Source organism: Caballeronia sp. M23-90, from assembly GCF_053574605.1.
The window spans coordinates 1-12,444 of sequence record NZ_JBSIPA010000167.1; the positions used below are offsets into that span (position 1 = coordinate 1).

Sequence of the window (12,444 nt, forward strand, 5' to 3'; positions counted from 1 at the left end):
TCATAGCGCGCGAGCGCGGCGGCCTCAGCAGAAGAATGAGTATCAGGACGGTTCATTTCATGTCTATGCAAGAGCATCAACCTGTATGAATATACAGTAATGCCGCGCGGGAGAAAAGTCTTGGTGAGACTTGCGTGCGGCGTTCGCGTGGGAAGGGAAGTATGCGTGTAAACCCGTCGCATTTAAGCTGCGCTTAATTGTCGGAGGGCACATTTCAAAACGCGAGCTTTCAATACCGCCAGTCTCTGGCGCCTTTTCCACCGGGGCTTTCACGCGAGGACACGCCATGGCCGCCAGCGCATCGTTTCAGAACATCAAATCGACGATGAAAACCGAGCACGCATTGCCGTTGCATCAGTGCCGCCTGTCCGAAGCCGTCGAGCGGCCCTGGGGCAAGGCGTACAGGATGGTTGAATGGGCGCGCAAGAGCGATCCGTGCAGCCAGTTGAGCGTGGTGCCGGCGGAATTCACGACATCGGAAATTGCGGAAGTGCTTCGCGCGCATATAACCGGGCGGCGCTACGGACCGACGGATTCCGACGGAAGCATCTGACTGACGGGTGGGTGAAGGCAGATTCTCAAAAGAACTTGATTAAGTCCATAAATGGACTAATATACAATTACAGTTCAAAAAGAGACTCATCCCATGCCCCGCGCTCAACGCGTCCCGCGCCCCTTACCGGCGCCCCAACCGTCCATTGCCGATATGTCCGCGGCCGGTCTGCGCGCGTTTTTCAATATCGCGAGTGACTGGACCCTTTCCGCCGACGAGCAAATTGTTTTGCTCGGCTCTCCCGGCCGTTCAACGTTCTTCAAATGGAAAGGTGCGCCGGAAACCGCACGGCTTGGCCGCGACACGCTCGAGCGGCTCTCGCTGATTCTCGGCATCTACAAAGCGCTGCAAATCCTGTTGCCCCAACCCGAAGCGTCCGATGGCTGGATCAAGCGCGCGAATACCGCGCCGCCCTTCGGCGGACGGCGCGCGCTCGACCGCATGCTGGCGGGCAATGTGAGCGACCTGGTGGCGGTGCGGCAATATCTGGACGCAATGCGAGGCGGCTGGGCGTGAGCGATCTATCCAATGTGCCAGAGGCGGAAAACGACTGGCGTGCTCGCTGGCCGCATGCTGAGTTTGACTGGACACCGGCGTATCGCGTGATACCGACGCGTTTTCCGGCCGTCAATCTGTTTGATCGCGTAGCGTCGCCGCAAGATTTCGATGCTCTTTACGCGCTCGAAGCCATGACCAATGACCGTCTGCGAACCGAGCTGGGCGATCTGGACCTGGTCCCGTCGGACGAACGCCGCTTCGGCGCGGGTTACGGCCCGATCATGGCCGCGTTCACCCATCTGAATCCGAACGGCAGCCGCTTCTCCGACGGCACCTACGGCGTGTTTTACTGCGCGCGCGAAAGACGCACTGCCATCGAAGAAACGCGATACCACTCCGCGCTCTTTCTCGCGCATACCCGGCAGGCGCCGCTGCGACAGCAGATGCGGCTCTACACGGTATCGGCTCATGGGGAAGTGCTCGATCTCTGCGCCGGACGCCTGACGCAAAATTCGCTCGATCCGGAGATCCTTTCGCCATCGGACTATGCGGCGGGGCAGGCGCTCGGACGCGCGGCGCGCAAAGCCGGCGTGCGCGGTATTGCGTATCCGTCGGTGCGGGATGAGGGTGGCGAATGCCTCGCCGCATTCCGGACGACCTTGCTGCGCGATTGCCACCACGCTGCGTATCTGGAATACGAATGGGACGGCGAGACCGTGACCAGTGTCTACGAGATGAGCAAGGTCGGTTGAACCTTGCGCTGATCAGCCGATGGCGACCGCCGTCGGCGATCGGACGCGTCCGATCTTTTTCGTCGCCGGCCGCGCCGCTTTGGATTTCACTTTTGGCGATGCTGGCTTGACCGACGCCGCTTTTACCGCGGCCAGCGCTTCCGCCTTCACGTCCTTCCCCGAATTTTTCAACGCCGCAGCTTTCTGGCTGGACTTGGTCAGCAGCCGGGCCAGGCTGGGGTCCGCCGTATTCGCCTTGCCTTTCCTCGCACGAGCCGCTTCGCGCGCGCGGCGCTTCGCGTCCTGCTCGAGAAATATCGCGAGCGTGGCCTCGTCGGATTTGAGCCCCGACCGGCGCGACGCCGGCAGTTCATCGGCGAGCTGGCCTGCTTCGAATGCTTCGATCACCGCCGGATGCACATAACATTTGCGGCAGACGGCTGGCGTATTGCGCAACATCTTCGATACTTCCTTGATCGTCCCCACCACGTGCTTGCGCGCTTCGGTGACGGTTTCCCACGCGAGCTTGCGCAGCGCCGCGAGCGCAAACACGCTGCCCGCCCACGTCCGATAATCCTTCGCAGTGAAATCTGCGCCGGTGATTTCGTGGAGATAGTCGTTGATGTCCGAAGAACTGATGGCGTGGCGCTGGCCATCGGCATCGAGATACTGGAAGAGTTCGTGTCCCGGCAAGTCCATGCATCGCTTCACAATTTTCGCAATCCGCGGATCACTCACCGATACATCGTGTTCAATCCCGCTCTTGCCGCGAAACTGGAAGCGCAGCGTGCCGGATTTCACGCTGAGATGCTTTTTGCGCAGCGTGGTCAGGCCATAGGACTTGTTTTCGCGCGCATATTCCTCGCTGCCGACTCGCACGAGCGTGGTGTCGAGCAGCCTGACGACGGTCGCTAGAACCTTGTCGCGCGGCATGCCTGGCAGATCGAGATCGCGGGCCACGCGGGCGCGCAGTTTCGGCAGGACTGCACTGAAGGCGAGCATGCGTTCGTACTTGGTGGCGTCGCGGGTTTCACGCCATTGCGGGTGATATCTGTACTGCTTGCGGCCTCGCGCATCGCGTCCGGTGGCTTGCAGGTGTCCGCGCGAGTCCGGGCAGATCCACACATTCGTGTACGCAGGCGGAATGGCCAAGGCATTGATGCGCTTGATGTCGGCATCGTCGGAGAGTTGCTTGCCCTGCGTATTGAAGTAGACGAACGCGCCGTTTTTCCACTCGCGCGTGTAGCCCGCGCGGGCGTCGTCCACATAGCGCAGACCCGGCGGCAAGTCTTCCGGGCAGCCTTTGATATCAGGGGATGAATCGATGACGGAGTCGGTGACTGATGAGGTCGGCATTGTTGCTAGTCTCGCAAGGGTCGCCCGTCGGGCGGTTTATGAGATCTAAGCAAAAGGAATGCCGCGGACGTTCTCCCGAACTATCGGAACCCCTCGGCAAGCGAACCGGCGCCTTTCGCCCAGCCCTGCTTGACTGACCAGCGTTGATCCGTTCCAGCCTCGACAATGGTCAGACGGCCATCGTCCGTGTATGCACCGGTATCGATGAATATCTGCGCCCCGATCTGCTTGATGGCCTTCACCGGCGTATGCCCGCAGTACGTTGGCGACAAACCCCGCTGCATGGAAGGCTTTCCCGTCCCGAGCGCGAGCGACCTTCCCCACAGCAGTTGCTGGCGGACTTCATCGGGGAAATAGGCCACTTCGAGGTCGGCGTCGCTGCCGAAAAACTCCGCGTGCAGCACGTTGAACCGCGACGCGCCGTCCCCGACTATGCGCACGAGCGGCACGCTTGCCAGCTTTGCAGCGAGGCGCTGCAACTGCTCATCGGACAGATTCGATGCCCACGCGCCGCCAATCGAATACCAGACGTGGCGCTTCATGCGCCCGTCAGCAACGGCGCACAGGGCGTCTTCGTGGTTACCGAGCACCGGATAAAACCAGGGTTGATCGATCAGATCGAGCGCCGCAAGCGAGTCGCTGCCGCGATCGACCAGATCGCCGACGGAAAACAGCCGGTCACGCGTGCCATCGAAGCCGATTTCGTTGAGCAGATAACGCAACGCATCGACGCAACCATGCACGTCGCCAACCACGAGGTCACGGCCTGATTTGTTCGCCGGATGCCAGCAAACGACGGGATATGTAGCAGCAGTCATAGCCAAATCTTCTTCGTACACGGCGCACAAGCGCGCCCAAACTAAAAAGCAAGTTCACATTTTGAAACCGGTGACGCCGATAAGCAATCTTCGCAGCGCGACAAGGCAAAATTTGCCGTGCCGCACCGCACAAACTTGCATTTACTACGCAATTTCCGTTCCTCTACTGCGGTGTTGCGCGCAATTTGGCAACTTCAGCAGCGGTTGTGGTCGATTGCGGATTGCCGAAAGTCTTCGTGACGTAGTTGCTGATGGCGGCGATTTGCTCGTCATTGAGTTGATCGGCGAAGGCTGGCATGAAGACATTTGCTGTTTTCGTCTCGCGATTCACGCCGTGGAGCATCACCATGGTCAGGTTGTTCGCCGCCGATGCCCCGACCACGCTGTTATGAATCAGCGACGGATACGCGCCCGCCGCACTGCCGCCGCGTCCCTCGCCGGTCCAGCTATGGCAGGTCGCGCAATTGGCGATAAACAACTGCGCGCCGTTCACGCCGCTCACCTGCGTGCCGCGCATTGCGATGACGTCCTGGCTGGTCGGCTTGCCGAAGGAAGCGCGCGGATGGGTATCGCCGCCACTTTGCGCGGGAACCGTGCGCAAGTAGGCGACCATGGAACGCAAGTCCTCAGGCGTCATGTATTGCGTGCTGTTCTGAATCACATCGGCCATCGGGCCGGCTGCGTTCGCACGGCCGTGCACGGCGCCGGTGGCGAGATATTGCGCGAGTTCATCGTCCGTCCAGTTGCCGACGCCCGCGTTCTTGTCAGGCGTGATGTTGTAGGCGTGCCAGCCCGACAGTTCGGCACCGCTGAAACGTTCGCCGGATTTCAGGCCTTGCGTGACGTTGCGCGGCGTATGGCATTCCTCGCAATGCGCCAGGCCTTCGACCAGATACGCCCCACGATTCCACTCGGCGCTTTGCTTCGGGTCGGGCACGAAACGCCCTTCCTTGAAGTTGAACATGTTCCAGAACACCATCAGCCAGCGCTGGTTGAACGGAAACGACATCTCGTTGCGCGGCGGCGTGTAGTGGATCGGCGCGAGCGTGTTGAGATAGGCGCGGATGGCGAGCACATCGCCGGAGGTGACTTTCGTGTAGTCCGCGTACGGGAACGCCGGATACAGCCGCTCGCCGCCCTTGCCGATACCCTCGTGCATCGCGCGCACGAAATCGGCGTCGGTCCATCGTCCAATGCCCGTGTCCGGATCGCTCGTGATATTCGGCGTGTAGATGGTCCCGAACGGCGTGTTGATGGGCAGGCCGCCGGCGAAGGGGCGGGCTTTGTCGGCGGTATGACACGCGATGCAATCGCCCGCGCGCGCGAGATATTCGCCGCGCTTGATCAGGTCGGCGCCGGCCTGATTGTCCTTGACGGTCGTGGCCGTCTCCGCACCGTTCGCAGCGCCAGCGGCTGTTTGCGCTTGTGCGGGTTCTATCAGTGAGTGAAAATTCATCGCGCCGGCTACGGCGAGCGCAAGCACGGCGAGCGCACCGCCAAAACGTTTTGTGATCGTGCGGGCGTCGCGGGGTTCGTGGTTCTTCATCGTGGATCTCCGTCGGCGCGCCATCAAAGTTCTTTCTTCAGTTTGTCGGCGAGACGCAGCGACAACGCAGACAGCGTCAGCGTGCAATTCACCGATGCCGCCGTCGGCATCACAGCGCTTCCGGCCACGAACAGATTCGGATGGTCGTGCGTGCGGCATTCGGTATCGACCACGGAATCCTTCGGGTCCGCGCCCATGATGGCCGTGCCCATGATGTGGTTGTTCGGGGCAAATTTGTCGTCGAAGGTAATCTCCGTGCCGCCGAACAGTTCCGCGATGCGCGCGTAGTGCGTGCGTGTATCGGCGGCGCTTTTCTTTACGTAGTCGTTGATGGAGTAATAGATCTCGGGTTGCGGAATGCCGAGCGAATCCTTGTGATCCGACGAAGGCAACACGCGATTCTGCGGTTCGGCAAGATGCTCGTGGAAGCTGTTGATGTTCATGGTGCGTGCAGCGCGATCGCGGATCTGCCGGTCGAGCTCGGCGCCGCTCAAACCCTTCGCAATGAGATCTGCGGTGATCGCCATGGTCGGCACGCCATTCGACAAATGCAGCTTTTTCGCCGCGTATTCGGAACGGAACGCGCCATCACGGAAATTGACGATGGACGTCATTTCCATGGGGCCGCGTCCCGGCCACAAAGTCTCGTTGGCGAGGAACGTGACGCCCGTTCCGGGGTGGTCCATGAGGTTGCGGCCGACCTGATCGGAGCTGTTGCCAATGCCGTTCTTGAACGTATCCGAAGCCGATTGCAACATCAGCTTCGGCGTTTCGATACCGTTCGCCGCTAGCACGAACAGCTTGCCCGTCACGCGCGTGCTGTTGCCGTTCGGGTCCTTGTAATGGACGGCGGTGATCAGGCCTTTGTCGTCGGCTTCGATCTTGTAGACCACGGCTTGCGGGATCAGCCTCGCGCCCGCGCGTTCGGCTTTTTCGGCATGCGTGACGCCGTTGTACATGGCCGCGATCGGGCAGATGGGCATGCAGTTGTTATTGCCGCAGCAGGTCGGGCGCGAATCGTACGGGCGGCTGTTGCGCGCAACCGGTTCCGGCACGACGTGAAACGATTCGGCGTTGAGGACATCGGAGAAACGCTGGTCCATGTAGGAAAGCGGCAGCATGTCCATGGGATACGGTTTCGAGCGCGGCGAACCGAGATCGACATCATGGCCCGGACCCGATACACCCAGTTGCACCTCGGCTGCCTGATACCACGGTTCGAGCGTTTCGTAAGAGATCGGCCAGTCGCGGCCCACGCCATACAGCGTCCGGATCTTGAAGTCGGCGGGAAGCAGCCGCCACGCCGCGGCGGCCCAATGCCAAGTCGTCCCGCCCACGAGCCGCAAGTATTGCGACGCATACGGGTACTCGCCCTTCTGGATCAGATAGTTGTTCTCGGGCGAATACTCGGGATGCGGCGCGTAAGGCGTCGATGGATACGGCGTTGCAAAATCCGCTTTCGCGGGCGAGTTGCGGAAATTTTCGACGATCTGCCAGCGCGGAATGCGCGGCCCGGCTTCGAGGAGGATCACGGATGCGCCCGCGCTTGCGAGCTGATGGGCTACCAGACCGCCCGCGACACCGGATCCGACGACCACGACATCGGCCGAATTCGAATTTGCCATTTTTGTATTGTCCTGTGAGGTGCTGCTTTTATGCTTCGGTCGCGCTGTCCAGCAGCGCGACCGCGTGATTCTTATATGGCTCGGATCAGGCGGCCTTGGGCGCGCCGACTGCCGGCGGCTTTTGCGTCCAGTAGAACGGCACATCGCGGCAATATGAAGGGATGGTCAGCACATCGCTTACGGGATCGAACATGAGTGCACGTTCGTACGCCACGACGCTTGTATGCTGCCCGTCGCCGACAAGACCGAGATACCACGCGCGTATGACAGCCGTGACGGTGCCGGCAAGCTTGGGCGTGTCTGCCTTGAGCGCCTGCGTGACGGTATCCGATGGCACCCCGCCATGCGCCGCAAGCCACACGTTGAGCGCGCTCACGTTCGCGACAAACTCGCTGTCCGACTTCGATAACGCGTCATACACGCGCTGCGCCAACGCGGGGTCGAAGCTCGTGCGGCCGGTCAGCTTGCGCGAGAGCAGGAGGAAGCCTTCAAGGCCTGCAGGCGGGGTATCGGCGAAAGCCTGTGTGAATAACGATGGAAAGCCCATTCCCGCCGATGCAAAAGCGAGCGCCACCGCCGACGCGCACGCGCCGAGCACGAAACGCCGCCGGGCGGCGGAGTGCCTGGCTGAATCAGCGGGCGCAGGGGGATCTTGAAGCTGTCTCATGGGTTGGTTGTCCGGGGTTGGTGTCCGTTACGCGTTTTGCACAAGGCGATGATCGGCAAGAGCGGGCAGACACGGTCTGTTAGACACGGTCTGTCAGACATGCCTTGCCGATATCTTTGAAAATGATTTGAGGCCGTGGGGTGAAGTCAGAGCGCGCGTCAACATGAAGAACCGCGCTCGACGCCCGTTGAAGTTTGAAAGCTACACGGGCAATAATCGCGGCGCGACAGCTTAACGCGATTACCGCCATCACAAGGCCACGATAAAAATGAATTTCATGCTTCCCAACGTAGTCCGATATCGCCCAAGGGCGATTATTGCTTTGATCATTGGTGTGATTGCCGCAATTTTGGTTCCATATGACTTGCGCCCGCTCGTGCGTGGCCTCGTTGGTTGGGACACTACCGTATGGCTGTATCTCGTGCTCATATGGATTCAAATGTGGCGGGCGCACCAGGACGAAGTGCAGAAGCTCGCAGCGCGAGAGGATGAAAACGCCGGCATGGTCTTGTTGATTGTGAGTCTTGCGGCGCTCGCAAGTATTGTCGCGATCATCGCGGAACTCGCCAGTGCAAAGAACATGGGCTTTCGCAGCGCATTGCCTAACTATTTGCTGACAGGCATCACTATGTTCGGCGCATGGTTCCTCATCCCCACCATGTTCACTCTCCACTACGCGCGTCATTACTATCAGTCGCAAGACGAGACATCGCTGAAATTTCCCGATACACATCTGAAACCCGACTATTGGGACTTCCTGTATTTCTCGTTCACCATCGCGGTGGCATCGCAAACGTCTGACGTGGTATTGCGCTCTACGGAAGTGAGGCGCACTGCGTTGGCGCAATCGGTTTTGTCGTTCTTTTTCAATGCGGCCGTGCTGGGTTTGTGCGTGAACACTGCTGCCGGGTTATTAGGCTCGTAAGGTGCCGGCGAGCAATTATTGCTGGCGCTTTATTAACTTTCGGTCTTAATTTCCTAAGTCGATTTGTATAAGCATTCCAGTTATCGCTGTGTAAAAACGCCGTTCCCGGCGGGTGCTTTTTTACACGGCGTCAAATGTCTGTCTTCTGTCCGGCGTAGCGTGTTCGTTTGTGAGTGGCGTACCTAACGCTTTCCCGCGGTTTTGGGAAAAACCATGCTGCATGGCACAACGTTTGCTCTAAGGAACTCCGCATCCCTCACCCCTCCGATAAGAGCACCGGTCGCGTGCGCCGCCATTCAACCGGCCGAGCGCAGCCCATCGCTTTTCATCTTTCAGACGCCAGGAGTCAGCTTTGTCCTTGAACGTATTGCTTGTCGCTTCGGAGGCCGTGCCGCTTGCCAAAACTGGCGGACTGGGTGACATGGTCAGCGCATACGCCGCGGCGTTACGTGAAGCGGGAGTCGATGCCGCCATACTCTTGCCGGCGTATCCGAACGCATTGCAAATGGTCGATGGATTGCAGAAGGTTGCTTCATTGACGGGCCTCCCGGGCGGTGACGGCGCGTTGTATCGCGGCCGCATGCCCGACACCGGCGTGCCTGTGATCCTGTTGCGCATGGATCACCTGTACGCACGCGACGGGCTTTACCAGGATGCCAAGGGACGCGACTACGAAGACAACGCCATCCGGTTCGCATCGCTGTCGGCGGCGGCGGTCCGGTTGGCCGAAGGCGTTCGCGGCTTCAAGAAGCCTGACATCGTGCATGCGCATGACTGGCATTCCGGCCTCACGCCGCTCTTGATGAAGCACGCGGGCGTGCACGCAAAAAGCGTTTTCACGATCCACAATCTGGCGTTCCAGGGCAACTATTCGCTCTCGCTTGGTGCAGCGCTCGGCGTTCCGGCCAAGTGGCTCGTGCCGGCGTTGACCGAACAAAAGAGCATCGAATTTTATGGCGCGTTGAGTCTGATGAAAGCGGGCATCGTCCACGCTGATCACGTCGCGACCGTCAGCGAGACCTATGCCCGCGAAATTCTCACGCCGCGCTTTGGTCATTTGATGGAAGGCGTCCTGCAATGTTATGCAGAGAAGCTGTCGGGCATCATCAATGGCATCGATGTCGGTGCATGGGACCCGATGACCGACACGCAGATCGCGCGCAACTATTGTTTCGAGGATATGCGCGGCAAACACGCTTGCAAGCGCGAACTGCAACAGATGTTCGGGCTACCTGTAGATCCGTTCGCGCCGGTGATTGCCATCGGTAGCCGGATGACATCGCAAAAAATGGCCGATGTCGTGATCGACGCCATCCCCGCGCTCCTCGAACAGCACCCGCGTTTGCAGATCGCGGTGATCGGCAAAGGCGAAGCGCATCTCGAAACCGCGTTCCATCGTCTGGCGCAAACGTGGCCGGATCGCATCGGCGTGCATATTGGCTACGACGAGCGCCGCGCGCATGTCCTGCATTCCGGCGCCGATATCCTGCTGCATGGCAGCCGCTTCGAGCCGTGCGGCTTGACGCAAATCTACGCGATGCGTTACGGCACCCTGCCGGTTGCATCGCGTGTGGGCGGACTGGCGGACACCATCGTGGATGCGGCCGAAGCATCGTCGCTGCAGGAAGGCTTTCAGTCTTCGCTGGTTGAAAGCCTGGGCAGCTTCGAAGGCGCGACATCGTCACGTCCGGCTACCGGTTTTCTCTTCGATGGCGAAGCGACTCATGACATGGTGGTTGCGGTCACGCGCGCCATTCACGCTTTCATGCGCCCTCAACAATGGCGCACGCTGCAACGCAACGCTATGGCCCGCGACTACGGCTGGAACCATGCAGTTGCCAAATACATCCAGCTCTACGCAGGCCTCACGGACGCACGTCCCGCAAAGATGCCGCTGCGCACACGCCGCGTGCCGGTTCATACGCCGGCGGTACCGGCCATCGCCGCCATGGCAGCGCCCGCTGCCGCTGCAAGCCGTCACGACCGTCACGATGGAGAACGGTCGCAATTTGTCGCACGCAGCGCCTGAAAGCGTTCGCATCTCGCTGTTCGATGATACGGTTATGCAGTTGCCGCCCGCCACGCTGATAGAAGCGCGGCGGGCGGTGGTCGTCTGACCTGAAGCGAGGCCCCGACGCCCAAGCCGGAAGTCAGCTCCGGCGCGGCACGCTACGTGCTGTGTCCTAGAACGCGACCCTGGCGCCGCACCGAACGACGTATCGCGCATGACAGCTTCATGAAGATACGTACCGCACTCGAAACCCCGGAATTGGTGCTTGAAGACTGTCTGAGGCTCGTCTGCCGTAGACGTTCGTGCGGTTGGTTTATTGCCTGGTTGAGCGCGATCGCGTTTTCCCGCATCCACGCCATAGCAGGACGAACTGGAAAAGACGACCGATGGAACACCATCACATGCTTCACGCGTATGCGCCACGAATCTATTTCATCGACCCGCTTCTCGTCGGACCATTGTCCCAATGGCCCGCACAATTCGAGCACGCAGCAGCGCTAGGCTTCGATCATGTCCTGATCGGCGCGCCTTTTCTGCCCGGCAAGAACGGGCACCGACAGGCGGTAGCCGACCATCACAAGCTGCATCCCGCATTTGAGTCCGATCTTCCAGCAGCGGAAGGCCTGCGTTTGCTCGCAAGCCAGGCTGAGAAGCACGGGCTGACATTGCTCGTCGATATCAACCTGGACCGTGTCAGCGCCGACGGCGGCCTGTTCCAGGAAAACCGTCACTGGTTTCATCCGTTCGAAGCGGCCGAAGCGCGGCTTGATCCGCGTACAGCACCGCATGAGGAAAGCGTCGCGCACGCCAATTTCGGCGATGGCGAAGCGGCCCATGCGCTGACCGAATGGTGGGCGCGCGAATTGATGCTGATCGCCGATGCCGGCATTGGCGGCTTTCGCTTCGAAGCGCCGCAGAAGGTGCCCGCGCATGTCTGGCGCCGCCTTGGCGCGGCTGTGCGCGAACGTCATCCGCAAACCAAATGGCTTGCGTGGACGGTCGGCGTCAACCGTCATGATCTGGCGAACCTCGCCGATGCCGGTTTCGATTCGGTGTTTTCATCGGCGAGATGGTGGGACTTTCAAAGCAACTGGCTCTTCGATGAACACGCGGCCCTGTTCCGCATCGCGCCGCCGATCGCATTTCCCGAAGAACCGTACGGCACGCGCCTGCTCAACGATCTTCCCGACACCAGCGATTCATCGCTTGTGGAACGGGCTTACAGGCGCGCGTTGTACACGGCGGCGGGCATAGGTACCGGCGTGCTGGTTCCCATGGGTTTCGAGTACGGCCTCACGCAACCGCTCTCGTACAACCACGGCAGCGCGGAAGAATTTCATCGTGCGAAGGAAAGCGCGCGCTTCAATGTATCGGCGGAAGTGGCACACGCAAACGCTTTGCAACGCAACTCCGCGGCGCTAGCCAGTACCGGCGAGTTGCGCACGCTGACGGGTCCCGGCACGCCGTATGCGGCAATCCTGCGCGGCAGCGGCCCGGACTTGCGGACAGCGAGCGAAGCCGCGCTGATCGTGCTGAACGCCGACCTGACAAAGCCGGTTTATGTCGATACACGTCATTTGCTCGATGGTGCTCCAGGCAACTTCACGCGGTTCCGTGCGATCGATGAAGACACCACCGAAACGCCGCTGCCGCTGAAACCTTTCCTGCTGCAGCAGGCGGACTTCGCCCGGCTGCAGCAGGAAAGGTTTCAGCA

General features: G+C 60.4%; 10 protein-coding genes and 1 pseudogene. 6 read left to right on the forward strand and 5 right to left on the reverse strand.

Going from position 1 to position 12,444, the window contains the following annotated elements:
• Positions 1-286: 286 nt before the first annotated feature.
• The 3 genes from ACRXB1_RS17510 to ACRXB1_RS17520 all read left to right on the forward strand — a co-directional run bounded on the left by ACRXB1_RS17510 (position 287) and on the right by ACRXB1_RS17520 (position 1,803).
• Positions 287-553 (forward strand): DUF2866 domain-containing protein, encoded by a 267-nt coding sequence (locus tag ACRXB1_RS17510; RefSeq protein WP_062002489.1) that lies wholly within the window; start codon positions 287-289, stop codon positions 551-553.
• A 93-nt stretch (positions 554-646) separates the two neighbouring features.
• The gene (locus ACRXB1_RS17515) at positions 647-1,069 is read left to right on the forward strand and encodes an MbcA/ParS/Xre antitoxin family protein (RefSeq protein WP_375508977.1); all 423 of its coding nucleotides are present in this window, start codon (positions 647-649) and stop codon (positions 1,067-1,069) included.
• Complete coding sequence (locus ACRXB1_RS17520; protein WP_449492689.1) at positions 1,060-1,803, forward strand: RES family NAD+ phosphorylase; 744 nt, start codon at positions 1,060-1,062, stop codon at positions 1,801-1,803. The genes ACRXB1_RS17515 and ACRXB1_RS17520 overlap by 10 nt, the downstream gene beginning before the upstream one ends.
• A gap of 12 nt (positions 1,804-1,815) precedes the next feature.
• Here the strand turns inward: ACRXB1_RS17520 and ACRXB1_RS17525 are convergent, their stop codons facing one another.
• The 5 genes from ACRXB1_RS17525 to ACRXB1_RS17545 all read right to left on the reverse strand — a co-directional run bounded on the left by ACRXB1_RS17525 (position 1,816) and on the right by ACRXB1_RS17545 (position 7,794).
• Complete coding sequence (locus ACRXB1_RS17525) at positions 1,816-3,138, reverse strand: DNA topoisomerase IB (RefSeq protein WP_449492687.1); 1,323 nt, start codon at positions 3,136-3,138, stop codon at positions 1,816-1,818.
• An 80-nt stretch (positions 3,139-3,218) separates the two neighbouring features.
• On the reverse strand, positions 3,219-3,956 hold the full coding sequence (locus tag ACRXB1_RS17530) for a metallophosphoesterase (protein WP_082779131.1): 738 nt from the start codon (positions 3,954-3,956) through the stop codon (positions 3,219-3,221).
• A gap of 163 nt (positions 3,957-4,119) precedes the next feature.
• A complete protein-coding gene (locus ACRXB1_RS17535) occupies positions 4,120-5,412 on the reverse strand; it encodes a c-type cytochrome (protein WP_372237070.1) in 1,293 nt (430 codons plus the stop codon).
• 113 nt (positions 5,413-5,525) lie between these two features.
• Complete coding sequence (locus ACRXB1_RS17540) at positions 5,526-7,127, reverse strand: GMC family oxidoreductase (RefSeq protein ID WP_062172099.1); 1,602 nt, start codon at positions 7,125-7,127, stop codon at positions 5,526-5,528.
• An 85-nt stretch (positions 7,128-7,212) separates the two neighbouring features.
• A complete protein-coding gene (locus ACRXB1_RS17545) occupies positions 7,213-7,794 on the reverse strand; it encodes a sugar dehydrogenase complex small subunit (RefSeq protein ID WP_086381658.1) in 582 nt (193 codons plus the stop codon).
• A gap of 268 nt (positions 7,795-8,062) precedes the next feature.
• On the opposite strand from ACRXB1_RS17545, the gene ACRXB1_RS17550 reads away from it, so the two are divergent.
• The 3 genes and pseudogenes from ACRXB1_RS17550 to ACRXB1_RS17560 all read left to right on the forward strand — a co-directional run.
• Positions 8,063-8,719 carry a DUF1345 domain-containing protein gene (locus ACRXB1_RS17550; RefSeq protein WP_062172095.1) on the forward strand — a complete coding sequence of 219 codons (657 nt, stop codon included), beginning with the start codon at positions 8,063-8,065 and terminating at the stop codon, positions 8,717-8,719.
• A gap of 352 nt (positions 8,720-9,071) precedes the next feature.
• Positions 9,072-10,748 (forward strand): glycogen synthase GlgA, encoded by a 1,677-nt coding sequence (gene glgA / locus ACRXB1_RS17555; protein WP_449492688.1) that lies wholly within the window; start codon positions 9,072-9,074, stop codon positions 10,746-10,748.
• Between the two features lie 368 nt (positions 10,749-11,116).
• Positions 11,117-12,444: pseudogene (locus ACRXB1_RS17560) on the forward strand (DUF3416 domain-containing protein); the annotation flags it as partial.